This window comes from Ruegeria sp. YKSE079 (assembly GCF_059612845.1).
Window position 1 is genome coordinate 1 of the sequence record NZ_JBXWRJ010000015.1, and the last position, 23,963, is coordinate 23,963.

Genomic DNA, 23,963 nt, shown 5'->3' on the forward strand with positions numbered 1-23,963 from the left:
ACCGGGCGACCTGGCACTTCAGGAGGCTGCGCGCGTTCTTTATGACCTTTCGGAACGGCCAACAGAGAAACAACTGCGGCAAATGGCCGAAGCCTGGTCCCCGTGGCGGTCGGTTGCAGCCCGTGTGTTGTGGGCCTATTACCGCGTGGCGAAGGACAGGGAAGGGATCAGATGACACGGGTTTTGAATGCGGGCCGCAAAGAGCCGGTTTCTGGCAGCACGCGCTCGGCTGTCGTGTTCGTTCACGGATACGGAGCCAATGGGGCCGATTTGCTGGGGCTGGCAGATGTGTTGGGAGAGCATTTGCCGGATACGCTGTTCGTCGCACCTGATGCGCCCGAATCCATTCCGGGGATGCCATTTGGATTTCAGTGGTTTCCGATTCCGTGGATTGACGGCTCGTCCGAGGAAGAGGCGCGTCGTGGCATGGAAATGGCTGTGGAGGATTTCAACGCCTTTCTGGACGCACTTATGGTGGATGAGGATCTATTGCCCGAACAGGTCGTTCTGTTCGGGTTCAGTCAGGGCACGATGATGAGCCTGCACGTGGCGCCGCGCCGCGAAGATCCGGTGGCAGGGATCGTGGCCTTTTCCGGACGGCTGCTGGAGCCCGACATTCTGGTCGACGAAGTGGTCAGCCGGATGCCGGTTCTTCTTGTTCATGGCGATGCCGACGATGTCGTGCCGCCACAATCCCTGCCAGAGGCCGCCGAGGCACTGCAAGGCGCGGGGTTCAAGGAAGTATATGCGCATGTGATGAAAGGCACCGGTCACGGTATTGCTACGGATGGGCTGAGTGTGGCGTTGGCGTTCATGCGCGACAAGCTGGGCTTGTAATCCGCTGGAGAGGATGAGGGGCGCTGCCCCTCTTGTCCTTTGGGCAATTCACCCCCAGGGTATTTCGAACCAGAAAGAAGCCCGTCTTGCTGGTCATCGCCTTGTCTTTTCGTGGTTGTCCGGTCTTCGTGCGACCGAAGCTGGAAGGGGAAGGGCTTCCCAAGCACCGGGAGCGAGATCATCCAGTGTCCACTCTCCGATACTATACCGGATAAGGCGCAGGGTGGGGTGACCGACGGCGGCGGTCATGCGGCGCACCTGCCGATTTCGGCCTTCACGAAGGGTCAGTTCGATCCAACTGTCGGGCACGGACTTCCTGACCCGGATTGGCGGGTTGCGCGGCCAAAGATTCATCGGCTCTCCGATCAGGCGGGCCTTGGCTGGTCGCGTCAAGCCATCTTTCAGTTCGACCCCCTGTCTCAAAACGGACAATGCGGCGTTGTCGGGAAGTCCCTCGACCTGAACCCAATAGGTCTTGGATGTTTTGTGTTTCGGGTCCGCGATCCGGGCTTGCAGCCTGCCGACATCCGTCAATAGCATCAGTCCCTCGCTGTCCCGGTCGAGACGTCCGGCGGGATAGACGCCAGGCAAGTCGATGAAATCCGACAGGGTCCGGCGCGGCGATGCGACGCTGCCGCGATCGGTGAATTGTGGCAGCACGTCATAGGGTTTGTTGAAGCGGATGAACCAGGACATGATCACTCACATATCCTGCTTAGGGGATACTGGGCAAGCTGTGGATAACTGTCACCCGCTTGTTGCCGAAGTACAGTATTCTTTCTTCGACATATTGTAGAAACTCTGGGCTTGTCAGAGTTTTGACACGATATATAGTCAAGGTAAGGCTGGGGCGGGTGCTCCCCGCTCTGGTGTCACGAACGGGCAGTAGAGAGCGAGGAGCGAGTCTGTGATGGACGGAGACTTCAGGACCGAATTTGTCAGGGAACCCGGTGCGTTGAAACACCATCCGGCGTTGGTTCTGAACGCGGATTATCGGCCTTTATCCTACTATCCCCTGTCACTTTGGCCCTGGCAGGAAGCGATCAAGGCCGCCTGGCTTGACAGGGTGGATATCGTGGCGGAATACGACGAAGTTGTCCGCAGTCCCAGCACAGTGATCCGAATACCGTCGGTGGTTGTGCTGAAAGACTATGTGAAACCTCAAAAGCGCGTGGCCTTCACGCGCTTTAATTTATTTTTGCGCGATGAATTCCGCTGTCAGTATTGCGGTGCAAAAGGGGATCTGACCTTTGATCACGTCGTTCCGCGTGCGGCGGGCGGGGTTACAAGTTGGCAGAATGTGGTAGCTGCCTGCAGTTCATGCAATCTGCGCAAAGGGTCGAAATCGCTCAAACGCGCCGGGATGACATTGCGCAAGCCGCCGCGCCAGCCACAGGCCGAAGAGTTGCGAAATATCGGGCGCAAGTTCCCTCCCAACCACCTGCACGACAGCTGGATGGATTTTCTGTATTGGGATGCAGAACTGGAAGCCTGAAATTGGCGCTATCTGGCGCGGGCGGCTGCAAGCCAGATTGCGGCCAGCCCCATTGAGACAACCGCGTTCCAGCTGGCCATGGATAGCCCGAACAATTCCCACGGCACTTCGTCGCAACGTACCAGTGGCGCCGCCATGATTTGCTCCATCAACTGTTCAGCCGACAGGCCGCCGATGTCTCCGGATGTGCAGGTTGTCGGACCTTCCCACCAACCGCGTTCAACCCCGGTGTGATAAAGCCCGATAACAGCTGTCGTCAGTGCGGCGAACGCACCTGCATAAGGTAAGGAGCGAAGCGAGGGCAGGGCGAGCGCCACGCCGCCAATCAAAAAAGCTGCTCCATGAGGATAGCGCTGCCAGATGCATAGCTTACAGGGAGCCATGCCGCCGAAATACTGAAACCCCCACGCCCCCAAAAGCATCGCCGCGGACCCGAGTGCGGCTAAGATGATAAGGTTTTTTTTGTTGGTCATAGGTATCTCACCAGCATGAAACCACCGATCAGAAGCACGATAAACAATGTGAAAACCAGACCGAGCCTTTTTTCGATGAAATCTCGGATTGGCTCACCAAAACCCCACAACAGCCCTGCAAGCACAAAGAACCGAAGCGCGCGGGCTAGGATCGAAGTTGCAATGAAAGTTCCAAGTGGCATTCCTGTCCAGCCTGACATGATGGTGATGACTTTGTAGGGGAATGGGGTCACACCCGCAGTCAACACCGCCCAAAAACCGAAATCGTTGAAGCGGGTGTTGAACTCCTCCATCGCCTGAGCCTTGCCCATGGCCTGCAATATTGGCTGGCCGACGCTGTCATAAAAGAAGGCGCCAATGGCATAGCCCAGCAATCCACCAAGAACCGACGCGACCAGGGCGACCGAGGCAATCAGCCAGGCTCGTGAGGGGCGGGCCAGAATCATCGGAATCATCAGCACGTCAGGCGGGATCGGAAAAACCGAGCTTTCTATGAAAGCAACCGCGGCAAGCGCCCACATGGCGTGCGGATGTTCCGCCAGACGAATTGTCCGGTCATAAAGAGAGCGCAGCATCGGGTTTCCGTTTCCACCAATCAATCTCGACTGCAGGGCAAATCATGCGGATCGCGAGCCGTCAACATCTGCAATAGGCAATTGCTGATTTTTGCCTCTGGACCTTCCTCAATTCGGACGCTAATCCAGTGTTCGTGGCCCAAGTGGCGGAATGGTAGACGCAGGGGATTCAAAATCCCCCGCCTTTGCGGGCGTGCCGGTTCGAGTCCGGCCTTGGGTACCATGAAAAGGGGCGCTTCCGAATTGCATCGGAGGAGCCCCTTTTTTTCTTTAGTAAATAAGGGTTTAGTTGTGCTGGTAGTGGCCGCGTCAGCGGCTTGAATCGCCCTGCAAGAAACTCGTCTTAAAGGCGACGCTTGTGATCTTGAAACGTTTTCTCGGACATTCAAAGCCTGCGTTTTTGAGATTGCGCGCGAGTAAACCGTGCCTCAGATAGGCAATTCTCATGCGGCCATATCGAGGGGCTGGACGTCTTCCAGCCCTTCGAAAAAGTGTGCGTAAACTTCCAGCGTGACAGACGGCGTGTGGTGAGTGGAATTATCTTCATCAATCGCATCGGGTTCGGGTGGCGAATCCCGCTGGATCAGTGCAAGGGAATTTCTTGCAGGGTTCGCTCGGACCAATGCGGGATGAGAAAGGTCGTTTGCAGGACCAGCATGCCAGTTTCTAGAAAAATCAGATCAATCTGAGGTTTTCTTGTGTAAGGGCTAGGGACTGGCCCGTGCATTCAACAACCTTTCGGCAAGCTTTTGTTTTTGCCATTTCAGATAGAGCAGATAGCTGAGCCGGTTGGTCTCGGAGCGCTGGATCGGGGACATCGCCTCAAAGTCTTCCAGCGAGATATTCGGCAGAAATGAAAGCTTGAATTCGAGGTATTTCGTCGCGCAACCCTGCGCCTCGATTGGGGACAGCACAGTTCTGGTGGCTTTGTTAGCGCAACGGAAGTAGGCCTGAGCCTTATCGCGTGAAGGCACCTCGACCGCGATGCCCGGTGCGCATTCGGTCTTGGTGCAACTGCCGAAACCTGGGGAGTGGCTGCGGCGCGGCGCCGAATTCAGGGACAGTGCTGCGGCGAATGCGATGATGGCGCAGGATGGTACGATTGCGGTAGCGGGCAGAGAATCCAGCATCTGTCGTCCTTTCGCGGGTTATCTAGGAATGGCATCCAGTCTCGGGGCAGCCGACGCCGGGGGGCAAACGAAATCCCATGAAACCTCATGAAATCAACGGACCCTGAGAGCGCGGTTGTGAACAGGAATAGTGAAAAGACGGGATTTTCGGTGTAATATCACTTTATGCGTCCGGCCTGACAGGAAGGAGCAAGACCCGAGTGAGGTACGTTTTCAGCGAATTCGAAATGGACTTGATGCGCCGTCAACTCTTTAGCGGCGGTCGTAAGGTTTCTCTGCGTCCAAAAAGCTTCGATGTTCTGGCCTTCCTGGTGCGGAGTGCCGGGAAGCCGGTGGAAAGACAGGCGCTTTTGAATGCCGTCTGGCCCGACACTATCGCGTCGGCCGATACGCTGGCCCACAGCATCTGCGATATTCGAGACGCGCTTGGTGACGTGGGTAAGCAGCTTGTGCTGACAATTCCCGGCAAGGGGTATCAGCTGGCAGCCCCCGTCGTGGTGGCCGAAGAGCCGCAAAAGGAATCAGTCAGGTTACAGCACAGGGGAAACAGCAGGTTTCCCGTGATACTGGGAGTACTGGTTGTTCTGGCGGTCATCGCTGCTTTGATGATCCGCAAGTCACCCACTCGAGAGGAAGTTGTACTTCTTGCTGACCCGCCTTCGATCGCTGTCATTCCTTTCAGGAACCTGTCCGGAGACCCCGAAATCGAGCCGTTCGTGGCTGGACTCAGCTCGGATGTCAACGTGGCACTGTCGCGGGTTCCGGAACTGCTGACCATCGCGGAAAACACGGCGGCGCGGTACCGGAACCGGGAAATTGACATTGCGGCTATCGCTGCTGAACTGGGGGTCAGCCATGTCATGACCGGATCGGTGCAGCGCGACGGGTCTTCTTTGCGAATCTTTGTCGAGGTTTCTTCGGGCCAGGATGCGTCTACTGTTTGGTCGAGACGGTATGACCGGAACCTGTCGCATTTTCTTGAACTGCAGGATGACATCGTACGTAATGTTCTTGTCGGCTTGCAGATCGAACTGACGCATGGCGATACTGCCGGATATCTCAGTGGCGGAACCAGAGACATCGAGGCGTGGCTGACCAATTTCGAAGCACTGTCGGAAGGCTTCAAGTTTCGCGAAGACAGCAACTTGCGCGCACGACATTTGTATGAAACGGCGGCGCAGCTGGATCCGAATTGGGCCGAACCGCTTGCCGGGCAGGCTTGGACCTATCGTGAAGCATTGCGGCGCGGCTGGTCGCATGACCCGGAGGGAGACAGAAAGAAGTGGCTTAACCTCGCGGAAGCCTGCGCCGAACTGGACCCGGCGAAACACAGCTGTTTCATACAGCTTGGCAACTATTACATCGAGAACGGGCAGGTGGAGCAGGGGCTGGAGCTGAGAGAAATCGCGCTGAAATTCGCGCCCAGCGATCTGTCGGCCCTGTCCGGCCTGGCATGGCAACTGATCCTTGTCGGTGATGTTTCTCGGGGGCTTGAGCTGTTGCAGAGGGCCAAGAAGGTTAGCCCGATCCATCCGCCCTGGCTGCTTGCGACCGAGGCCTATGGCTACCAGATGGTTGGAGAGTTCGACAAAGCCGTCGAGCTGTTCCGGGAGGCGCTGGATCGGGGTGATTTTCCAGACTGGCACGCGAGGCTGGCGGCGGTTTATGTCGAATTGGATGACATGGAAAACGCGAGGCTGCATGGCAGGACATTTGTCGAGAAAAGCCCAGGCAGGACGGTTTCTGACCTGACGAAAATCCTGACGATTCAGGATGCCGAACGCACAGAACACTATTCCGATCTGCTGAGACGGGCAGGGGTTCCGGATTGACAGGGTCTGTTTGCGCGGAGAAGTGCTGGAAAATCGACGGAGACGTTGAGTTCGCAGCGCATAGGAACATTGTTTTGTCTGTTGGAGAGCTTCGTCGTCTCCAGGTGCCTGGCAGCATCATTGGTCGGACCTAACTCGGCTTGAATCCTGTCACAACGAATTGAGGGGACACCAACAGGTAGGTTCCTCTGTCGAGAGCTCTTTCGATCTGTTCGACAACTTGCTTGATTGAGCCGGCGTCCAGAATTCGGCTTTCCATTGCATATTTGGCCATGTTGTGAACCATACCCAACAGACGGCCATTTACGTCTGCGTTCGCGAAAACCGAAATCCTTATATCGTGAAACCCCGCCTCCGCAAATGTCCGGTACAGCTTTCTGCCCATGTCCGAATTCCGGCAGGCATAAGACGCAGACTTGACGAAGGCCCGCCACAGATCGTGCTCGACCGGCTCGGCGACCATCATGTACCAATCGCTGTCGATGGCGTGAGTCAGGCCGCCAGGTCTAAGTGCGCGACGAAACTCCCGCAGGGTTTCAACCGGTTCGTCAACATACATGAGAGTATTGCGGGCGGTTACCCGGTCCAGGGAATTGTCGGCAAGCGGAAGCGTGATCCCGTCGCTATGATACGTGTGCAGGCGATCGGCGACACCAGCTTGGGTGGCGTTTCGTCTAGCAATTTCAAGAAAGTCGGAGTTGATGTCTATGGCGTGGACCTGGCCCTCATCGCCCACCCGTCGGGCCAATTCTACGGCGATTTTTCCCGGGCCACATCCAAAGTCGGCTACGATTTGGCCTGTTGAAATACCTGCCGGCGCGTAGAGTGTTTCGGCTGCGTTGTCCCATTGGAAGCCGGATTTGTATGCCGACATCCGGTCCTGCTCAATGTGGCGCCAATGTGCTTTGTAGAAAGGCTCACTTGTCAATTTGCAGTTCCTGATTGCAGGACAAGACAATGCCTAGCACGATCAGAGAGCAATGTCTGCCTTGACGGCCAATCGAACACAGATCACAGCCCGTCTGGTACCCAGAATTTCGCTACAGCGTGGCGTTTTTCTCCTGACCTCTGTTTGATCGGCCGAAACCCTTGCTTGGGTCACGGGAACTGTGGCAATGAGATCGGTCAAACCGCTCGTGCCGGTAAGGTTGGCAAGGTCGGGAGGCGGCTTTTGAGCCGTGAGCGGGCGTTTCGTTTGTCGAAAACCGCAATTGCCGTACGAGGTTACCGAATTTCCAGCAAATCCGCCTTTGCCAAACCCTGCAAGACCATCTCTTCGTGGGACGAGTCAGATAAAGACAGTCGTGCCAGCCGGGTTTTGATGGAAAATGACGGGTCAATGGCCTGCAGTTCCTTCCAAATCGCACGCGCTTGGTCGAGTTCGCCAAGGTGCCCCAATGCGGAGGCCAACCAGGCGCGTCCGATATCGGTGTCTTTCACGAGGAAAACACGTTCTCGCAACAGCACCGCAGCGGTTTCGAAGTTGCCTTTCAGGAAATGCGCCATGGCCAGAAACTGCAGGTATTGATGGCGAAATGACGGATCAAGCCGGATCGCGCGCTCAAGATGGTCGATCGCGCCTTCTAGCTTGCCCTGAGCCAGCTCAATTTCGCCTCTAGTGAACCAGCCCAAAGAATAATCGGAGCTTTTCGACATCGCCTTGTCAAGCAGTTCACTCGCTAGGTCCAGCTTTCCCTGCCAGCGCGCGATGACCGCAAAAGCGTGATTGGTCCACAGTCCGTCTGGCCTGATTTTCAGACCTTGTTGGGCAAATACCTCGGCCCTACGCATCGCTTCCTCGGAAGAGGTGCCAGACCAGTGGTTATGGAAATCCAACACATGCATTATTGCGAGAATGGCATGTGCGTCTGCATAATACGGATCACGGGAAATTGCCCGTTCGCCATAATAGACCGCCTGCTTCCAGCCGTCAGCGTTCAAACCGGGAAAGAACAGAAAGCCGCGCATGCGCATGAAGTCTTCGTGGGCCTCTATGTTGGCCGTGCCGACATCTGTGATGTTGGCACGCTCGGTGGAGGTCAGCGAAACCTTCAACGCCTTAACGATTTCAAGCGTCACCTCGTCTTGTACCGCAAAAATGTCGGTCAGGTCCCGGTCGTAGCGATCTGCCCAGACGTGACTTCCGTCTCTGGCATCAATCAGCTGCGCATTGATGCGGACACGTTGCCCGGCCTTCCTAACGCTGCCTTCCAGAACATGGGTAACACCCAGTTCCTGTCCAATGATGCGCAAATCAACGGCCTTTCCCTTGTAGGCAAAGCTAGAATTGCGTGCGATCACCGTCAAACCGGAGACCTTGGACAGATCGGTGATGATGTCTTCACTGATCCCGTCCGAAAAATACTCCTGTTCTGGGTCGCCGGACATGTTGTCCAGAGGCAGGACGGCGATGGAATGGGGTGCGTCGCGAGAGGATGAAGAATTGCGTTGCTTTGCAGGCTGTGCGTCAGTGGCATTCTGCGGATGCCAATGGAACACCCGCAGGGGACGGTCGATATTCTTTACTGAGACATTTCCGCCGTCCTGAAAGGCCATTCCCAAGCGGTCGCCGACGCTTTCCTGTACGACCGAGGAAATGCATATGCCCCCTGGTCGGGCCAGTTGTTCCAGCCTGCTGGCAACATTCACACCATCGCCAAAAATATCGTCGTCCTGAAAGATTATGTCGCCCAGATTGATTCCGATCCTCAGGGTGATGCCCGAGGTGTCATCCAGACCTGCCATCGTTTCCTGAATGTCTTTGCCACATTGCACGGCATCCAGAACACTCAGGAACTCCACGAGGGCACCATCACCCATGAGTTTCACCACGCGTCCGTTGTTGCGGGACACAATCGGAGCGAAAACGATCTTCCGGTGCTGATTGAGTGCGCCCAGAGTCCTTGACTCGTCTTCAGCCATCAGCCGGGAATACCCGACTATGTCCGCGGCAAGGATGGCGGAAAGGCGACGAGGCTGCAAAACGTCGGTCATTACAAAGTCGTATGGCAGTTCTCCACCGCGGTCTAGCCGGGTCTTCTTTCAAACCCGCTTTTCCCGGTTGAAAAGCCAAGGCGTTGCCTTGTCTCTCGTGAACAGCGCTGGATTGAGCTTTGCCCTTTCGTCGTGTCGTTTCCCTGGCAAGCATGTTTCGAGTAAAATGATGCCCCAAGGCTGTGGATACTAGCCTAGCATTCGACAAGGGGGAGAACTGCTGTGGAGCGCAGGATTGACCTGAATAATGGCCATAAGGTCTGGACTAAGACGGTAGGCGGCGGCCCCGGCTTGCCGCTATTGCTGCTACATGGCGGGCCTGGGGCCGGGCATGACTATCTCGAACCGCTTGAGGCGCTTGGAGCTGACCGTCCGGTGATTTTCTACGATCAGCTTGGCTGTGGGAAATCGGACAAGCCGAACAACCCCGCGCTATGGACCATTGAACGCTTTTCGGATGAGGTTCAGGAAGTGCGCGATGCCCTTGACTTGGGGCGCTGCCATATACTTGGACAAAGCTGGGGCGGTTGGCTGGGCATTGAATACCTGCTGCGTCACCCGCCGGGTCTGGCCAGTATGGTCCTGGCGTCGACCTCGGCCTCGATTCCGCAGTTTTCGGCGGAATGTGACCGCCTGATTGCGGAACTGCCAGACAAGCACCGAAAGGCACTGCAATACCACGGGCCGCGCGGTGAGTTCGAACATGAGGCCTATGCCGCGGCCGAACAGGTGTTTTATGGCAACCATGTTTGCCGTTTGGAGGAGTGGCCGGACTGCCTTATGCGCTCGGTAGAGAACCTGCATCACAATCAGGTCTACGAGACAATCAACGGCCCGAACGAGTTCACCACCATCGGCAACCTGCGTTACTGGAACCGCATTCCGGATCTCGGTCAGATCAAAATCCCGTGCCTGATCACCTGTGGCCGCCATGACGAACTTGGTCCGAACTGTGCTGAAACCTTGCAAAAAGGCATTCCCAAGGCTGAAATGGTGATCTTTGAAGCTTCGGCACATGTGGCGCACATCGAGGAAACGGAAGCCTACATCAGATGCGTGTCGGAGTTTCTGAAACAGCACGATTGATTTGCAGTTTCCCTTAAAAGAAAGGCATGAAAGCCAAAGCGACGAATGAAAAGCGAAGAACCGCGGTCACTGATAGCCATGGCTCGCGGAGAATATTTTCAGCTTATTGAAGGCTATGCTCGGCCAATGGGCGCATTCCGCCGCTTGGACGCTGCTTTGAATTTTTTTCAAGCAGCGCCAAGCTTGTTTCCTGCGGGTCTTCTATCCCAATTGCACCAGCGCGTGGCGTTTCTTGCCTGCGCTCAACTTGATCGGCGAGGCTAGGGTGCCTGCGTCGATCATCAGGCCTGCGTCGGTCAGCGGCGTGTCATCGAGACGGGCGCCGTTTTCGGCGATCAGGCGCTTGGCCTCTTTGCCCGATTTGGCGAGCCCCGATTTGACAATGATCTGCACGATGGACATTCCGTCACCCAACTCTTCGGCGCTGAGGGTGAGGGTTGGCAGGTCGTCGCCCACACCGCCCTTCTCGAACACCTCGCGCGCGGTCGCCTCGGCGGTTGCGGCGGCTTCAGCCCCGTGGCAGAGCGTAGTGACCTCGTTGGCGAGGATGATCTTGGCTTCGTTGATGTCCGAGCCTGCCAGCACACCCAAGCGGGCGCATTCCTCGACCGGCAGTTCGGTGTAGAGCTTGAGAAACCGGCCTACGTCGGCATCGGTGGTGTTGCGCCAGAACTGCCAGAATTCGTAAGGCGAACGCATGTCGGCGTTGAGCCAGACTGCACCGTCCTGGGATTTGCCCATCTTCTTGCCGTCCGAGGTGGTTAGCAACGGCGAAGTGAGGCCATAGACCTCATGGTCGATCACCCGGCGGGTCAGGTCGATGCCGTTGACGATATTGCCCCACTGATCCGAACCGCCCATTTGCAGGATGCAGCCGTAACGGCGGTTCAACTCCATGAAGTCATAGGCCTGGAGGATCATGTAGTTGAATTCCAGGAAGCTGAGCGATTGTTCGCGGTCGAGGCGGGATTTCACGCTCTCGAAGCTAAGCATCCGGTTTACGCTGAAATGCCGCCCGATATCGCGCAGGAAATCGAGATAGTTCAGGTCGTCCAGCCACTCGGCATTGTTGAGCATCAGCGCCGCGTTTTCGGCGCCGCTGTCATAGTCGATATAGGCGGCAAAGACCTTGCGGATGCCAGCGATATTGCCGTCAATCTGGTCCGGCGTCAGCAGCGGCCGCTCGTCGGCGCGGAAAGACGGATCGCCCACCTTGGTGGTGCCGCCGCCCATCAGCGTGATCGGCTTGTGCCCGGTCTTTTGCAGCCAGCGCAGCATCATGATCTGGATCAGGCTGCCCACATGCAGCGATTTGGCGGTGGCGTCAAAGCCGATATAGCCGGGTTGGCATCCCTTGATCAGCGCCTCGTCGAGGCCCTGGTAATCGGTGCAGTCGGCGAGAAAGCCGCGCTCCATCATCACCGCGATGAAATCCGATTTGGGATGGTAGGTCATGTCTTGCCTCGGGTTGGAATTGCGGGGCAACTTATAGAGAGCAATCCGGAAAGTGGAAACCGGTTTTCGGGGCAAAATGCGTGCGTATTCGGGGCGTCGTCAATCGAAAGGAAAAGGCCATGAGCAGGGCCATCAACAAGACAGGGCCGGTGCGGGCGCTGGGGGCGATGTCGGGAACGTCGATGGACGGGATCGACGTGGCCGTGGTCGAAACCGACGGGCACCAGATCAAAGCGTTCGGGCGAAGCGGATACAGGGCCTATACCCCGGACGAACGCGTCGTTTTGCGCGCCGCGATGGGTCAGTGGAAGGGCGACGATGTCGAGGCGGCGGAAATGCTGGTGACTTTGCTGCATGCCGAGGCGTTGGCCGGGTTCGCAGATGTCGCTCTGGTGGGGTTTCACGGCCAGACACTGGTGCATGATCCGCAGGGCAAGGGCACCTTGCAGGTGGGTGACGGAGCTGCGCTTGCCGAAAGACTGGGAGTGCCGGTGGTGTGGGATTTCCGCTCGGACGATGTGGCGATGGGTGGCGAGGGCGCGCCGCTGGCGCCGTTCTTTCATTTCGCCTGCGCCAAATGGTTCGACGCTGGCCAGCCCTTGTGTTTTCTCAATCTCGGCGGGGTCGGCAACCTGACCTATGTGGACCCGTCCTTTGCCCGACCCGAGGAGAAGGGCGCGCTGTTGGCCTTTGATACCGGGCCCGCAAATGCGCCGGTTGATGACCTGATGCAGGCGCGATTCGGTCTGGCAATGGACCGCGATGGCGCGGTAGCGTGCAAAGGGACGGTCGAAGAAGGCATTCTGGAGCGGGCCCTGGCCGAGCCCTTCTTTGCACGCATTCCACCCAAGTCGCTTGATCGCAACGATTTCGCTCGGATGGCGGCGCTGGTCGACCCCCTGGCCGACGCTGATGCGGTGGCAACACTGACGGCGTTGTGTGCGGCGAGCGTGGCGCAGGGGATGGACCATTGCCCGAAACCGCCGGCGCGCGTTCTGGTCACCGGCGGCGGGCGGCACAACCCGGTATTGATGCAGATGCTGCGAGTGTCGATAGATTGCCCGGTTGAACCGGTTGAGGCGGTGGGGCTGAATGGCGACATGCTCGAGGCGCAGGCTTTTGCCTATCTGGCGGTGCGTGTGGCGCGGGGGCTGCCGACCTCCTGTCCGGGCACGACCGGTGTCAAGGCGCTGGTGGGGGGCGGGATTGTCAGCGTTCCAGAGCACTGAGGTAGTCGGAAGTGAACTCTCCGTACCCGTGCGAGGTCGAAGTCAGATGTGTCCGCGTGAAGGTGTGAAAGGCGGGCAACTGGTGAAACGGCACATTCGGAAAGGCATGGTGCTCGGCATGATAGGGCATGTTCCAGGCCAGGAACCGAACGATCCGGTTGGTGAAAGTGGTGCGCGAGTTTTCCAGCATGTTGGAGACGGCCGGGCATAGCCCGTGTTCGGCCAGCAGGTAGGCGCGCAAAAACGGTTGACCCACCAGAACCGGCAGAACCCAGAGCCACAGGAGCACAGGAGAGGTCAGAAGGCTGAGCGCTGCCAGCGCATAGAGCACCAGTAGACCCTGCGCCTCGTGCCGCATTGCCGGGTGTCGGCGTTGCGGCAAATAGGGCGCGTCGATCCGGCCGATGGCGTTCTGCACCAGCACTTTGGCCATGCCCGTCCAATAAAACCAGCCGCTGAGATAGACGATTAGGCTGCCGCGGCTACGGGGCCGTGGTCTGCCAGCCAGTTCCGGATCCCGGTCGGGATCGTTGGTCCATTTATGATGGGCCAGATGAAAATAGCGAAACCAGGTGAAGGGCAAGGCGATGAGCAATCCCGCCGCATGCCCAACCGCCTCGTTCATCCAATCGGTGCGAAATGGCGTTTTGTGGGTGCATTCGTGGCTGAGCGTGAAGAGAAACACCAGCAACAGGCCCTGCGGAAGAATCAGCAACGGCCAAAGCGGAACCTGCAAGAATATACCTGCCGTCGTCACAGCCAGAGCCGTAAGATAGAGCGCCAGATGCCTCAACCCGGCCCGGTCCGAGCGTTGCTGCAGCGCCGCTTTGGTTTCGGCGGGAAGGGAAGAGATCAGGTCGCTATGGTCCATGGCTCATAGTCGCAATGCGGAGGGCTCGGTCAAGTACGTCATTTCGCCAAGGGCGCTGCCCCTCTTGCCCTTCGGGTAAAAAACCCCGGGGAGTTTGAGGGACTGCGTCCCTCATAAATAAAAGAATAAAAGCGCGCCAAAGGCGCTCAATTTGACGGGATGTCGAAACCGGGTGCGGCGAGTTCGAAGCCGCTGAATTCAAAGCCGGGTGAAACGGTGCAACTGACCAGTGTGAAATCGCCAGTGCTGCGGGCTGCCTGCCAGTGGTTTTCGGGTACGATCAGTTGCGGTGCTCCGTTTGTCAGGTCAGGGGTCAGCAGGTGGTCGGTAGCGGGGCCTGTTTCGGTGGCGCTTACAGACAGGGTCAGCGGTGCACCCGCGTGGTAGAGCCAGATTTCCGTCGCGTCGACCTTGTGCCAGTGGCTGCGTTCGCCGACCTGGAGCAGAAAGTAGATGCAGGTGCCAGTTGCGCGGCCGGGATTTCCGGCGCGCCAGGTTTCGCGGAACCAGCCGCCCTCGGGATGGCGTTGCAGGTTCAGGCGGTCGATGATCTCGTGCGCGGTCATTGAGACTCCGTGGTATTTTGCGCGATTATGCCGGGGGTTGATCGCTGAGGCTATGGCAATTCCGTGCGCGAAGCATATGTTCGGGCCATGACCCTGACGATCCCCTTCGACAACACCTATGCCCGTTTGCCTGGCAGTTTTTATGCGCGGCTGGCGCCGCAACGGGTGCGCGCGCCACGGTTGATTGCTTTCAACGAAGATCTGGCGCGGATCATGGGCATTGTGCCTGGTGAGGTCGACGAAATGGCGCAGGCCTTTGCCGGCAACGTTCTGCCCGAAGGGGCAGAGCCGCTGGCGCAGCTCTATTCCGGGCATCAGTTCGGGCATTACAATCCGCAACTGGGCGACGGGCGCGCCTTGTTGCTGGGTGAGACGGTCGGAGCCGACGGGGTGCGCCGTGACATTCAGCTGAAGGGATCGGGCCGAACGCCGTTTTCGCGGCAGGGCGACGGGCGGGCGTGGCTGGGGCCGGTGCTGCGCGAATACGTAGTGTCCGAGGCGATGCACAACCTGGGCATTGCGACCACGCGGGCGTTGGCTGCGGTCGAGACCGGAGAGGTGGTGCTGCGCGAAGGGCCGATGCCCGGCGCAGTGTTGACGCGGGTGGCACGGAGCCACCTTCGCGTGGGGACGTTTCAGGTGTTTGCCGCGCGTGGCGATATCAACGGTTTGAGGCGGCTAACCGATTATACCATTGCACGGCATTACCCTCAGGTTGAGGGGCCGATGGGATTGCTGCGCGCTGTTCGGGACGCGCAGGCGCGGTTGATCGCACAATGGATGAGCGTAGGGTTCATTCACGGGGTGATGAACACCGATAATTGCTCGATCGCCGGGGAAACCATAGACTATGGTCCCTGCGCGTTCATGGACAGCTATCATCCCAACACGGTTTACAGTTCGATCGATCGGACAGGGCGCTATGCCTATGCCAATCAGCCCGATATCGCCGTATGGAACATGGCGCAACTTGCCACCGCGTTGATCCAGCAGATGGAGGACCGGGAGGTGGCGGTGGAGGAGGCGACGGAGATCGTCCACGATATGCCTGGGGCGATCGAGGGAAACTGGCTGCGGCTGTTCCGTGCCAAGGTTGGGCTTGCGACGGAAGAGGCAGGGGATATGGAACTGATCGGAGATCTGCTGACAAGGATGGCACAGAACCAGGCGGATTTCACAAATACGTTCCGGGCGTTGGGGACTACCGTGGCGCGGGACCAGTTCGCCGATCCGACGGCCTATGACACCTGGATCAAGACATGGGGCGCGCGCGTAGAGAGAGAGGAAGGCGTGGCGAATCGGTTGGTGGAGGCCAATCCGGCCTTCATTCCGCGCAACCACCGGATCGAGCAGATGATCGAAGCGGCGGTGCGGGGTGATTGCGCGCCGTTCCATCGCCTGAACGATGTGTTATCGCGCCCTTATCAGGATCAGCCCGAGAACCGGGACCTCACCCGTCCGCCGACCGAGAGCGAAGTAGTGCATGCGACGTTCTGCGGAACCTGACATGCGGGGTGGGGTTGCGCATTGCGGTGACGGCGGCGATGCTCAGGGCATTCTGCCGGTCCGAGAGACAATGACCAAAACCGCGACCCTTCGCATTGCGAGTTACAACATCCAGAAATGTGTGGGCCTCGATCTGCGCCGCCAGCCGCAGCGCATCCTTAAGGTGCTGGACAGGCTGGGGGCCGATATCGTGGTGTTGCAGGAGGCCGACAAGCGCCTACCACCTCGTCCCGCCGCGCTGCCGCATTTCATGCTGGAAGAGGCCGGTTGGCAGGTAGCCGATCTGGGCGGCGCGGGCAGCCTGGGATGGCATGGAAATGCGGTGATCTGGCGCGGCGCGGGTATCACCGTGCATCGGACCGGCCATCACGATCTGCCGGGTCTGGAGCCGCGCGGCGCGGTGCGGGTGGAGTTCGAGACCTCGATTGGCCCTTTGAGGGTGCTTGGCATGCATCTGGGTCTGATGTCGCGATGGCGGCACCGGCAGGTGGTACACATGCGCCAGGACAGCCACAGGCTGGAGGCGATGCCGACTGTCTGGGCGGGCGATTTCAACGAATGGTCGCGCCACCCGGTACTAGATCATCTGGTTCCGGACATGCGCTTTCTGCCACCTATACCAAGCTTCCCGGCCGCGCAGCCGCTGGGGGCGCTGGACCGGATCGCGCTGGGTCCGGGGCTGGAGGCAAGGGCGCACGGGGTCTGTTCCGACCGGCCCGCGCACATCGCTTCGGACCATTTGCCGGTCTGGGCGGATCTGGGTGTTGCGCGCCCAGGGTCGTCTTGAATCCGCCGGTCTCCGGAGATTCTGACGTGATCGTCAAGGCTGAATGCGTGAAGTTCGTCAGCGTCGGATCGTGTGGACCCATCTCTGGTTGGAATGGCCCATTGGTTTTCCGGGTATTCTTGCCGTTTTCGAAGCTCCGCTCATGCTACCAGAAACCCTTGTGCCCTTCGGCAACCTCGTCCTCGATTTCGGAGTAGGGGCCACGGGTTTCCACAAGGCGCTGGCCCGCGGTGAATACCGCCTCGCAGGGCAAGTCCAACGTCAGGTTTTCGGGATTGTTGCCAGTCAATACCGCCAGACGCTTTTCGGTCATGCCATAGACGACTGTGCCAATCCCTGCCCAATAACAGGCCCCGGCGCACATGCAGCAAGGTTCGACCGATGTGTATAATGTGCATTTTTCAAGGAATTCCGGATCGTATTGACGGCTCGCTTTGCGTGCGACATTCAATTCGGCGTGCCCGACCCCCTTGTCATCCCCATAGCTGTTGCCGGAGCGGATGAGGATTTCACCGTGCGGGTCGACCAATGTTGCGCCGAACGGATGATTGCCTGAAGCGCGGCTTTGCTTTGCTATCCGGATTGTCTCGCGCAAATGCCGAAGATCGTGTTCCTTCATGTCGCCCTCCTGACGGTTGAAATCACCAAGTTCAAACAACTCTTCTTGTGACATTATCAGTGTTTGCGCGCATTTGAGCGTGCTTTCATATTCGTTGTGTGGAGACTTTCGAAAGGTTCCTTGTCAAAGTTCAGAATCCTAGTCGACGCAGGCTCGTAATTGGAGTTCGTACTTTTCAATCACGGCGCGACAGCCGGTGTGCCGGATCCATCTTGACGGCAGGCCTTGTGGTCAAACAGATCAGGCTAGGCAACCAATGTTGACGTCTTCCTGCGCCGGTGTGCCGCAAAACCCGGTGGCAGTACGGGCGCGAACGTATTATGACGGAACTCCAAAGACCGATGGGGACTGGTAATGTCGGACACGATCATCGCCCGATGCGAGGCCAAGGGCCTGCGTATGACCGGCCAGCGCCGGATCATTGCCCGAGTGCTGGAGGACAGCGACGATCATCCGGATGTGGAAGAGCTTTACGCCCGCGCCTCGGCGCTTGACTCGGGGATCTCGATCGCCACGGTCTATCGCACTGTAAAGCTGTTCGAGGAGTCCGGAATTCTGGATCGGCTGGAATTCGGCGATGGACGGGCGAGGTACGAGGATGCCGAGCGTGACCATCATGATCATCTGATCGACCTGAATTCGGGTGAGGTGATCGAGTTCGTCGATCCCGAGATCGAGGTGCTGCAGGAAAAGATCGCGGCCCGGCTGGGGTACAGGCTCAAGGGGCACAAGCTGGAACTATACGGGGTGCCGGTCAAGAAATCCTGACGGCGAGGGGCGCTGCCCCCCCTCTTGCCCTGCGGCAATTCACCCCAGGGTATTTCAAACCAGAAAGAAGCAGGTGCGCATCACGGATTGCGATGGTGTGCGTCACGTCTTTTGATGGCGCGCGCCGGGATTTTGCTTGCCGGGATAGCGATCTTGGGGTTTGGGTGGCGGTGTCACCGGGCAGGTTGGTCGCCCGGCTTTCAGGGAACGCGCATGAACAACGTCAACGGCATCTTGCTGGTCGTGGCCTCGATGGCCTTTTTTACGCTTGAGGACATGTTCATCAAGCAGTTGTCGGGCGCGGTGCCGACTGGGCAGATCATGATCGTGTTGGGTGTCTTTTGTTCGACTGCCTTTCTGGTTATGGCGGTCGTGGGGCGCAAAAGGGTGTTTCTGCGCGAGGCCTGGGCGCCTCTTCCACTTGTTCGGGCGGCCTCGGAAGCGGTGGGGGCATTATTCTTCATCACCGCCTTGTCGCTGGTCGACCTGTCGACGGTGGCGGCAGTTTTCCAGGCCCTGCCACTGACGATTACGATGGGTGCGGCATTATTCATGGGCGAGCAGGTGGGCTGGCGTCGCTGGTCTGCTATTTTTGTCGGACTTATCGGCGTGCTGATGATCATCCGCCCCGGTTTCGAGGGGTTCGAGCCCGAATCCCTGTTTGTCGTGGCCACTGTCGTCGCCATTGCCGCGCGTGATCTGATTACACGGGTGATCGATGCGAAGGTGCCCTCGGTCGTGGTAGCTTCTCAGGCTTATTTGGGGCTGATCTTTGCTGGTGTGGCGCTGATGCTGTTCTCGGGGCAGTCCGTGGCGCCGTTGGAGAGCGTGCAGATCGGGCCGTATTTCGGCGCCGTCGTCTTTGGGGTGCTGGGCTATTATGGCATCGTCAGCGCAATGAGGATCGGAGAGGCCTCGGCAGTCACGCCGTTTCGGTACACCCGGCTGGTATTCTCCATTCTGGCAGGCATGCTGGTGTTCGGAGAGCAGCCTGATGCCTGGACGCTGGCCGGGGCGTCTCTGATCATCCTGTCCGGGCTTTATACTTTTTTCCGCGAACGCAAACTGGCACGCAAAATGGCATTGGCGGCGGTCTGAACTGCGGCTTGCTGTCTCAGATCCGGAACGCTCCTGAAGATGTTGGCGCAAACAGCGAAATGTTAGCCCTAAACCACGGGAAATTGGAGCGTTAGCGATAACGGAGGCGGTTTACAATCTGCCCGGCAGTGCTATGACGCTGACAACTCTAGCCATCGTCAGGAACCGATTTCATGAGCACCATCATCGATATTCACGCGCGCGAAATTCTCGACAGCCGGGGCAATCCAACCGTTGAGGTGGACGTGATCCTGGAAGACGGCACCATGGGCCGCGCCGCCGTGCCTTCGGGCGCGTCGACCGGAGCTTATGAAGCGGTGGAAAAGCGTGATGGCGACAAGGCACGTTACTTGGGCAAGGGCGTGCTGGAGGCAGTCGCGGCCGTCAATGGCGAGATTGCCGAGGAACTGGTCGGCTTTGATGCCACCGAACAGGTGGCGATCGACAGTGCGATGATTGAGCTGGACGGTACCGAGAACAAGGGCCGTCTGGGCGCCAATGCGATTTTGGGTGTTTCGCTTGCGGTGGCGAAGGCGGCCGCCGATTTCACCACCCAGCCGCTTTACCGCTATGTGGGCGGCTCATCGGCCCGCGTTCTGCCGGTGCCGATGATGAATATCATCAATGGCGGCGAGCATGCCGACAACCCTATCGACATTCAGGAATTCATGATCATGCCGGTGAGCGCGGGCAATATCCGTGACGCTGTACGCATGGGATCGGAAGTATTCCACACGTTGAAGAAAGAGTTGTCGACCGCCGGGCTGGCGACTGGCGTAGGCGACGAAGGAGGATTTGCCCCCAATATCGCTTCGACCCGCGAGGCGCTGGATTTCATTCTCAAGTCCATTGAAAAGGCCGGGTACAAGCCCGGCGAGGAAATCTATCTGGCGCTGGATTGTGCCGCGACCGAGTATTTCAAGGATGGAAAATACGTGCTGTCGGGTGAAGGCAAGACCCTGTCGAGCGAGGAGAACGTGGCCTATCTGGCGGCCTTGGTGCAGGACTATCCGATTATTTCGATCGAGGACGGGATGTCGGAGGATGACTGGGATGGTTGGAAGGCACTGACCGACGAATTGGGCGGCAAGGTGCAGCTGGTGGGGGACGATCTGTTCGTGACCAATCCGGCGCGCCTGGCCGAAGGGATCGCGAAGGGCTGCGCCAATTCGATGCTGGTGAAGGTGAACCAGATCGGGTCGCTGACCGAGACGCTGAAAGCGGTCGATATGGCGCATCGCGCACGGTACACCAACGTGATGAGCCACCGTTCGGGCGAGACCGAGGACGCCACCATTGCAGATCTGGCTGTCGCCACAAACTGCGGCCAGATCAAGACCGGTTCGCTGGCGCGATCGGACCGGCTGGCCAAGTACAACCAGCTTATCCGGATTGAGGAAAGCCTGGGCGAGGTGGCTGAATACGCTGGGCGGTCGATTCTGCGCTGAGGCGCTTGGATCGGCTGGAAAGTTCTGGCCAGCCGTTCATTTCAGGGTACTCTGGCCGGGTCGTTCGATAGGGATGGCCCGATCATGATTCAGGCATTGATCTTTGACGTATTCGGCACGTGCGTGGACTGGCGCAAGTCGGTCGCGCGCGAGGTGGCCGAGCATGTGCCGCAGGTGGACGCCGCAGCGTTCGCGACGGCGTGGCGGGCGGAATATGATCCAGCGATGGCCCGAGTTCGGCGAGGCGCTCGGGGATATGTACCGCTGGACGACCTGCATCTGGAAAATCTGATGCGCGTGTGTGGTGCGATAGGGGTCCATTTGGTGAAGCCGCTGGCGCTGAACGCGGCGTGGGAAAGGCTCGACCCTTGGCCGGATGTGGTTGAGGGGCTTCAGCTGTTGCAGCGGGACCGGATAATCGCGCCTTGTTCCAACGGCTCGATTGCGCTGATGACGCGGTTGGCACGCTATGCCGGGTTGCCGTGGGATTGTATTCTGGGGGCCGATCTGGCGCGGGACTACAAACCCAAGGCGGAGGTCTATCTGAAGAGTTGCTCCGCGCTGCGACTGCCGCCCGAACGGGTAATGATGGTGGCGGCACATAACAGCGATCTGCATGCGGCCCGGACAGCGGGACTGTTGACCGGGTTCGTGCCGCGCCCGACCGAGCATGGGGTGGGACAGGTCACCGACCTGGAGCCTGACAACGACTGGGACATCGTGGCGGCCGATTTCATCGATCTGGCCGAACAGGTGCGGGTGCATGGATAGGCGGGTTTTGTCGGTATCGCTGGCGGAGGGCGACCGGGATCTGGCCGCGATCCGGCTGCTTTGCCGAGACTATCGTACGCTGCTTGACGAACGCTGGTCGGATGTGCCGGCCTTTCTGGATCGATACTATAACGAACAGACCTTCGAGAACCTGTTGCGGCGGCTGCCTGAACTGCATGCACGCCCAAAGGGGGCGCTGTTCGTGGCACGGTTGCAGGACCGTGTCGTGGGATGCGCGATGACGCATGCGGTCGGGGCAGGAGTCTGCGAGATAAAGAGGGTGTACGTTTCGGACGTGGCGCGCGGTCACGGTGCGGGTCTGGCCTTGTTCGAAGCGGCGATGAATCAGGCGCGCGAGGATGGCTATGTGCGGATGGTGCTGGACACGACCACGCGGCTGACCGAGGCGATTGCCCTTTATCGTAAGCTGGATTTTGTGGAAGTGGAGCCATTCTATACCCCGGACGCGGATCTGGAGGAGCACCTGATGTTCTTTGGGCGAGAGCTTTGAGCCGGATGCGACATTAAGGCTGGGTCTATTTCCTTGGAAGTGTTCACGGATTTCTCGCGAAAACTTGAATATGTGTGAACGAGGCTACATCTTTTTCAAACAGGGTCCGCTTTGATGGAGCCAGATCTTGGAAAGGGAAAACGATGTCTTTCAGAAAAGGAACTCTTGTTCTGACAGTGATCTCCCTGGGAGTTCTGGCGGCCTGCACAGGGGAAAGCAGTTACAATACCTGTTGCACCTATTACGGGGGGCGCTGAGCGGGCAGCGCGATTTGACCAGCCCGCAGGGGTTCAGTTTCAGAAGGGGAAGGCAATGACGTTGAACAGGCAGTTTTTGGTTCTTGCGGTGATGGCAATGGCGGTTCTGTCGGCGTGCACCGAACCGGATACATACCCGGTGACCGGTGAAAAGGCGTCGGCGAATGATTGGGTGAGAGAGGACTTTGGCAGCGCTTATTACGGGCGCTGAGGGAGGACCGGTCAGAGCTTGCGGCTCATCAGCATGTAGGTTTCTCGCGGAGTGAAGCCGGTGCGGCGGTAAAGCCCCTGGGCTTTTTCATCGTGACGGTCGACTTCGAGATGCAGGGCTCTGAGGCCACCGGCGGCAAGCGCCTTGGGCAGTTCCAGCAGCACCTCGGTAGCGATGCCGCGTCCGCGCACGGCGGGGCGGATATAGATCTCATCGACGAACCCGTCCATGCCGCCAAACTCGACCGACCAGCCGAAGGTGATAATGATGTAGCCCAGTGGCGCGCGCGACGGGCCGATCAGGTAGACGCAACCGTGCGGTATGCCCTGAAGCAGCGGCATCAGGGCAGTGCGGCGGTCTTCGTCGTCGCCTTGCAGGCCCATTTCGGCGTGGAAGGCAGAGACCAGCCCCATCAGCCGGTCGACGTCATCGGGACGGGCGAGGCGGAGTGCTGCGGTCATAACCGGGCCAGCCGTTCGGTGAGCAGGTGAAAGAAGCCTTCGGCATCAAGATCGCCCATGAAAGTGGCATTGGGCGCGCGGTCGGTCACGCCCCACCAGTCAGCCACGGTCATGCCGCGGGTCAGATCGGATTGGGTTTCAATCTCGACGTTGATATGGCGGCCTGTGAACAATTCGGGCCGGATCAGCCAGGCGGTAACGCAGGGATCGTGCAGCGGCGCGCCGGAGGAGCCGTATTTTTCCTTGTCGAACCGTTCGAAGAAATCGGTCATCTCGGCCACAGCGATGCCGACCGGGGTGGAGAGCGCGCGGAAGGCGTCGTTGCGTGGCTTGGTGACCAGTGCCTTGTGAGTTACATCGAGTGGCATGACCACGATCGGAGCGCCGGATTTAAAAACGATATCAGCTGCTTCGGGATCGACGTAAATGTTGAATTCCGCCGCCGGGGTGATGTTTCCGACCTCGAAATAGGCACCCCCCATCAGCACGATTTCCTGCACCCGATTCACGATGTCTGGGGCTTTTCCAAAGGCGGTAGCGATATTTGTCAGCGGGCCCAACGGACACAGCGTGACGGTTCCTGGCGCGTGCGCTCTTAAGCTTTCGATGATGAAATCGACGGCATGACCTTCGGCCAAGGGCATTTTCGGGTCGGGCAGGTCGGGGCCATCGAGGCCGGTCTTGCCATGCACATGCTCGGCGGTGACCAGCGTGTGTTTCAGTGGCCGGTCACAGCCCGCATAGACCGGAACCCGGGGCCGTCCTGCCAGTTCACAGATGATGCGGGCGTTCTTGGCGGTCAGCGCAAGCGGCACGTTCCCGGCAACGGCGGTGAGGCCAAGCACATCGATCTCGTCTGGGCTGGCCAGCGCCAAGAGGATGGCGACGGCGTCGTCCTGGCCCGGATCGGTGTCGATGATGATCTTGCGCGGAGTCATGGTGCCTCTCTGCGGTTCGGAAAACCGGACAGTCGCAAGCAAGGC

The 23,963-nt window shown here is 58.7% G+C and carries 25 protein-coding genes, 1 tRNA gene and 1 pseudogene; 15 read left to right on the forward strand and 12 right to left on the reverse strand.

The window, feature by feature from the left end; all coding sequences use genetic code 11:
- Both AC2FMY_RS14405 and AC2FMY_RS14410 read left to right on the forward strand, forming a co-directional pair.
- Positions 1–175: pseudogene (locus tag AC2FMY_RS14405) on the forward strand (DNA-3-methyladenine glycosylase 2 family protein); the annotation flags it as partial.
- A complete protein-coding gene (locus tag AC2FMY_RS14410; RefSeq protein WP_496744429.1) occupies positions 172–837 on the forward strand; it encodes an alpha/beta hydrolase in 666 nt (221 codons plus the stop codon). The pseudogene AC2FMY_RS14405 and the gene AC2FMY_RS14410, both read left to right, overlap by 4 nt.
- Before the next feature lie 93 nt (positions 838–930).
- On the opposite strand, the gene AC2FMY_RS14415 is transcribed toward AC2FMY_RS14410, so the two are convergent.
- A complete protein-coding gene (locus AC2FMY_RS14415; protein WP_496744457.1) occupies positions 931–1,533 on the reverse strand; it encodes an rRNA large subunit pseudouridine synthase E in 603 nt (200 codons plus the stop codon).
- Positions 1,534–1,747: 214 nt separating this feature from the next.
- Between AC2FMY_RS14415 and AC2FMY_RS14420 the strand changes: the two genes are divergently transcribed.
- A complete protein-coding gene (locus AC2FMY_RS14420) occupies positions 1,748–2,332 on the forward strand; it encodes an HNH endonuclease (RefSeq protein ID WP_480750488.1) in 585 nt (194 codons plus the stop codon).
- A gap of 8 nt (positions 2,333–2,340) precedes the next feature.
- Here the strand turns inward: AC2FMY_RS14420 and AC2FMY_RS14425 are convergent, their stop codons facing one another.
- Both AC2FMY_RS14425 and AC2FMY_RS14430 read right to left on the reverse strand, forming a co-directional pair.
- Positions 2,341–2,805, reverse strand: a complete 465-nt coding sequence (locus AC2FMY_RS14425) for a disulfide bond formation protein B (RefSeq protein ID WP_496807626.1) — start codon at positions 2,803–2,805, stop codon at positions 2,341–2,343.
- On the reverse strand, positions 2,802–3,380 hold the full coding sequence (locus AC2FMY_RS14430; RefSeq protein WP_480750490.1) for a YqaA family protein: 579 nt from the start codon (positions 3,378–3,380) through the stop codon (positions 2,802–2,804). The genes AC2FMY_RS14425 and AC2FMY_RS14430 overlap by 4 nt, the downstream gene beginning before the upstream one ends.
- 137 nt (positions 3,381–3,517) lie before the next feature.
- Here AC2FMY_RS14430 and AC2FMY_RS14435 point away from each other — a divergent pair.
- Positions 3,518–3,603 (forward strand) — tRNA-Leu (locus AC2FMY_RS14435).
- 484 nt (positions 3,604–4,087) lie between these two features.
- On the opposite strand, the gene AC2FMY_RS14440 is transcribed toward AC2FMY_RS14435, so the two are convergent.
- Positions 4,088–4,510 (reverse strand): hypothetical protein, encoded by a 423-nt coding sequence (locus AC2FMY_RS14440; protein ID WP_480750491.1) that lies wholly within the window; start codon positions 4,508–4,510, stop codon positions 4,088–4,090.
- A gap of 200 nt (positions 4,511–4,710) precedes the next feature.
- Here AC2FMY_RS14440 and AC2FMY_RS14445 point away from each other — a divergent pair, with 200 nt between their 5' ends.
- Positions 4,711–6,342, forward strand: a complete 1,632-nt coding sequence (locus AC2FMY_RS14445; RefSeq protein WP_496807627.1) for a winged helix-turn-helix domain-containing protein — start codon at positions 4,711–4,713, stop codon at positions 6,340–6,342.
- A 130-nt stretch (positions 6,343–6,472) separates the two neighbouring features.
- On the opposite strand, the gene AC2FMY_RS14450 is transcribed toward AC2FMY_RS14445, so the two are convergent.
- Together AC2FMY_RS14450 and AC2FMY_RS14455 are read right to left on the reverse strand one after the other, a co-directional pair.
- Positions 6,473–7,216, reverse strand: coding sequence for a methyltransferase domain-containing protein (locus AC2FMY_RS14450; protein WP_496744423.1), 744 nt, complete (start codon positions 7,214–7,216; stop codon positions 6,473–6,475).
- Positions 7,217–7,566: 350 nt separating this feature from the next.
- A complete protein-coding gene (locus AC2FMY_RS14455) occupies positions 7,567–9,336 on the reverse strand; it encodes an adenylate/guanylate cyclase domain-containing protein (RefSeq protein ID WP_496744421.1) in 1,770 nt (589 codons plus the stop codon).
- A 222-nt stretch (positions 9,337–9,558) separates the two neighbouring features.
- Between AC2FMY_RS14455 and AC2FMY_RS14460 the strand changes: the two genes are divergently transcribed.
- Positions 9,559–10,422 carry a proline iminopeptidase-family hydrolase gene (locus AC2FMY_RS14460; protein WP_496744420.1) on the forward strand — a complete coding sequence of 288 codons (864 nt, stop codon included), beginning with the start codon at positions 9,559–9,561 and terminating at the stop codon, positions 10,420–10,422.
- Positions 10,423–10,623: 201 nt separating this feature from the next.
- On the opposite strand, the gene tyrS is transcribed toward AC2FMY_RS14460, so the two are convergent.
- Positions 10,624–11,877, reverse strand: coding sequence for a tyrosine--tRNA ligase (tyrS, locus tag AC2FMY_RS14465; protein WP_496744418.1), 1,254 nt, complete (start codon positions 11,875–11,877; stop codon positions 10,624–10,626).
- A 119-nt stretch (positions 11,878–11,996) separates the two neighbouring features.
- Between tyrS and AC2FMY_RS14470 the strand changes: the two genes are divergently transcribed.
- Positions 11,997–13,106, forward strand: coding sequence for an anhydro-N-acetylmuramic acid kinase (locus AC2FMY_RS14470; protein WP_496744416.1), 1,110 nt, complete (start codon positions 11,997–11,999; stop codon positions 13,104–13,106).
- Here AC2FMY_RS14470 and AC2FMY_RS14475 read toward each other — a convergent pair.
- Entirely contained in the window at positions 13,087–13,977 is an 891-nt protein-coding gene (locus AC2FMY_RS14475) for a fatty acid desaturase (RefSeq protein WP_496744414.1), read from the reverse strand. The two genes, AC2FMY_RS14470 and AC2FMY_RS14475, sit on opposite strands and share 20 nt — an antisense overlap.
- Before the next feature lie 146 nt (positions 13,978–14,123).
- The gene (locus AC2FMY_RS14480) at positions 14,124–14,543 is read right to left on the reverse strand and encodes a cupin domain-containing protein (protein ID WP_480750499.1); all 420 of its coding nucleotides are present in this window, start codon (positions 14,541–14,543) and stop codon (positions 14,124–14,126) included.
- A gap of 87 nt (positions 14,544–14,630) precedes the next feature.
- On the opposite strand from AC2FMY_RS14480, the gene AC2FMY_RS14485 reads away from it, so the two are divergent.
- Both AC2FMY_RS14485 and AC2FMY_RS14490 read left to right on the forward strand, forming a co-directional pair.
- The gene (locus AC2FMY_RS14485) at positions 14,631–16,049 is read left to right on the forward strand and encodes a protein adenylyltransferase SelO (RefSeq protein WP_480750500.1); all 1,419 of its coding nucleotides are present in this window, start codon (positions 14,631–14,633) and stop codon (positions 16,047–16,049) included.
- A gap of 70 nt (positions 16,050–16,119) precedes the next feature.
- On the forward strand, positions 16,120–16,836 hold the full coding sequence (locus tag AC2FMY_RS14490; RefSeq protein ID WP_480750594.1) for an endonuclease/exonuclease/phosphatase family protein: 717 nt from the start codon (positions 16,120–16,122) through the stop codon (positions 16,834–16,836).
- Positions 16,837–16,981: 145 nt separating this feature from the next.
- On the opposite strand, the gene AC2FMY_RS14495 is transcribed toward AC2FMY_RS14490, so the two are convergent.
- Positions 16,982–17,509, reverse strand: a complete 528-nt coding sequence (locus AC2FMY_RS14495) for a nucleoside deaminase (RefSeq protein ID WP_496807628.1) — start codon at positions 17,507–17,509, stop codon at positions 16,982–16,984.
- 300 nt (positions 17,510–17,809) lie between these two features.
- Between AC2FMY_RS14495 and AC2FMY_RS14500 the strand changes: the two genes are divergently transcribed.
- From AC2FMY_RS14500 to AC2FMY_RS14525, 6 genes are all read left to right on the forward strand, one after another.
- Positions 17,810–18,223: a Fur family transcriptional regulator gene (locus AC2FMY_RS14500; protein ID WP_480750502.1), complete on the forward strand. Its 414-nt coding sequence runs from the start codon at positions 17,810–17,812 to the stop codon at positions 18,221–18,223.
- 213 nt (positions 18,224–18,436) lie between these two features.
- Complete coding sequence (locus AC2FMY_RS14505) at positions 18,437–19,321, forward strand: DMT family transporter (protein ID WP_496744411.1); 885 nt, start codon at positions 18,437–18,439, stop codon at positions 19,319–19,321.
- A 173-nt stretch (positions 19,322–19,494) separates the two neighbouring features.
- Entirely contained in the window at positions 19,495–20,769 is a 1,275-nt protein-coding gene (gene eno / locus AC2FMY_RS14510; protein ID WP_496744409.1) for a phosphopyruvate hydratase, read from the forward strand.
- Between the two features lie 84 nt (positions 20,770–20,853).
- Positions 20,854–21,540 (forward strand): haloacid dehalogenase type II, encoded by a 687-nt coding sequence (locus AC2FMY_RS14515; RefSeq protein ID WP_496744407.1) that lies wholly within the window; start codon positions 20,854–20,856, stop codon positions 21,538–21,540.
- Positions 21,533–22,051 (forward strand): GNAT family N-acetyltransferase, encoded by a 519-nt coding sequence (locus tag AC2FMY_RS14520; RefSeq protein WP_496744405.1) that lies wholly within the window; start codon positions 21,533–21,535, stop codon positions 22,049–22,051. Before AC2FMY_RS14515 ends, AC2FMY_RS14520 begins: the two co-directional genes overlap by 8 nt.
- A gap of 312 nt (positions 22,052–22,363) precedes the next feature.
- Positions 22,364–22,519 (forward strand): hypothetical protein, encoded by a 156-nt coding sequence (locus AC2FMY_RS14525; RefSeq protein WP_480750507.1) that lies wholly within the window; start codon positions 22,364–22,366, stop codon positions 22,517–22,519.
- Between the two features lie 11 nt (positions 22,520–22,530).
- Here AC2FMY_RS14525 and AC2FMY_RS14530 read toward each other — a convergent pair whose 3' ends face one another.
- Both AC2FMY_RS14530 and AC2FMY_RS14535 read right to left on the reverse strand, forming a co-directional pair.
- The gene (locus tag AC2FMY_RS14530; protein ID WP_496744403.1) at positions 22,531–22,980 is read right to left on the reverse strand and encodes a GNAT family N-acetyltransferase; all 450 of its coding nucleotides are present in this window, start codon (positions 22,978–22,980) and stop codon (positions 22,531–22,533) included.
- The gene (locus AC2FMY_RS14535; protein ID WP_496744401.1) at positions 22,977–23,918 is read right to left on the reverse strand and encodes a nucleoside hydrolase; all 942 of its coding nucleotides are present in this window, start codon (positions 23,916–23,918) and stop codon (positions 22,977–22,979) included. Before AC2FMY_RS14535 ends, AC2FMY_RS14530 begins: the two co-directional genes overlap by 4 nt.
- Positions 23,919–23,963 lie beyond the last annotated feature (45 nt).

What these genes read in the sequence shown, in the direction of transcription:
- AC2FMY_RS14440 (WP_480750491.1), bottom strand. Translation starts at nt 4,510, where the DNA reads ATGCTGGATTCTCTGCCCGCTACCGCAATCGTACCATCCTGCGCCATC.
- AC2FMY_RS14410 (WP_496744429.1), top strand. Translation starts at nt 172, where the DNA reads ATGACACGGGTTTTGAATGCGGGCCGCAAAGAGCCGGTTTCTGGCAGC.
- AC2FMY_RS14455 (WP_496744421.1), bottom strand. Translation starts at nt 9,336, where the DNA reads ATGACCGACGTTTTGCAGCCTCGTCGCCTTTCCGCCATCCTTGCCGCG.
- AC2FMY_RS14520 (WP_496744405.1), top strand. Translation starts at nt 21,533, where the DNA reads ATGGATAGGCGGGTTTTGTCGGTATCGCTGGCGGAGGGCGACCGGGAT.
- AC2FMY_RS14415 (WP_496744457.1), bottom strand. Translation starts at nt 1,533, where the DNA reads ATGTCCTGGTTCATCCGCTTCAACAAACCCTATGACGTGCTGCCACAA.
- AC2FMY_RS14430 (WP_480750490.1), bottom strand. Translation starts at nt 3,380, where the DNA reads ATGCTGCGCTCTCTTTATGACCGGACAATTCGTCTGGCGGAACATCCG.
- AC2FMY_RS14475 (WP_496744414.1), bottom strand. Translation starts at nt 13,977, where the DNA reads ATGGACCATAGCGACCTGATCTCTTCCCTTCCCGCCGAAACCAAAGCG.
- AC2FMY_RS14515 (WP_496744407.1), top strand. Translation starts at nt 20,854, where the DNA reads ATGATTCAGGCATTGATCTTTGACGTATTCGGCACGTGCGTGGACTGG.
- AC2FMY_RS14525 (WP_480750507.1), top strand. Translation starts at nt 22,364, where the DNA reads ATGACGTTGAACAGGCAGTTTTTGGTTCTTGCGGTGATGGCAATGGCG.
- AC2FMY_RS14470 (WP_496744416.1), top strand. Translation starts at nt 11,997, where the DNA reads ATGAGCAGGGCCATCAACAAGACAGGGCCGGTGCGGGCGCTGGGGGCG.
- AC2FMY_RS14485 (WP_480750500.1), top strand. Translation starts at nt 14,631, where the DNA reads ATGACCCTGACGATCCCCTTCGACAACACCTATGCCCGTTTGCCTGGC.
- AC2FMY_RS14530 (WP_496744403.1), bottom strand. Translation starts at nt 22,980, where the DNA reads ATGACCGCAGCACTCCGCCTCGCCCGTCCCGATGACGTCGACCGGCTG.
- AC2FMY_RS14450 (WP_496744423.1), bottom strand. Translation starts at nt 7,216, where the DNA reads ATGTCGGCATACAAATCCGGCTTCCAATGGGACAACGCAGCCGAAACA.
- AC2FMY_RS14480 (WP_480750499.1), bottom strand. Translation starts at nt 14,543, where the DNA reads ATGACCGCGCACGAGATCATCGACCGCCTGAACCTGCAACGCCATCCC.
- AC2FMY_RS14490 (WP_480750594.1), top strand. Translation starts at nt 16,120, where the DNA reads ATGACCAAAACCGCGACCCTTCGCATTGCGAGTTACAACATCCAGAAA.
- AC2FMY_RS14425 (WP_496807626.1), bottom strand. Translation starts at nt 2,805, where the DNA reads ATGACCAACAAAAAAAACCTTATCATCTTAGCCGCACTCGGGTCCGCG.
- AC2FMY_RS14535 (WP_496744401.1), bottom strand. Translation starts at nt 23,918, where the DNA reads ATGACTCCGCGCAAGATCATCATCGACACCGATCCGGGCCAGGACGAC.
- eno (WP_496744409.1), top strand. Translation starts at nt 19,495, where the DNA reads ATGAGCACCATCATCGATATTCACGCGCGCGAAATTCTCGACAGCCGG.
- tyrS (WP_496744418.1), bottom strand. Translation starts at nt 11,877, where the DNA reads ATGACCTACCATCCCAAATCGGATTTCATCGCGGTGATGATGGAGCGC.
- AC2FMY_RS14495 (WP_496807628.1), bottom strand. Translation starts at nt 17,509, where the DNA reads ATGTCACAAGAAGAGTTGTTTGAACTTGGTGATTTCAACCGTCAGGAG.
- AC2FMY_RS14505 (WP_496744411.1), top strand. Translation starts at nt 18,437, where the DNA reads ATGAACAACGTCAACGGCATCTTGCTGGTCGTGGCCTCGATGGCCTTT.
- AC2FMY_RS14500 (WP_480750502.1), top strand. Translation starts at nt 17,810, where the DNA reads ATGTCGGACACGATCATCGCCCGATGCGAGGCCAAGGGCCTGCGTATG.
- AC2FMY_RS14420 (WP_480750488.1), top strand. Translation starts at nt 1,748, where the DNA reads ATGGACGGAGACTTCAGGACCGAATTTGTCAGGGAACCCGGTGCGTTG.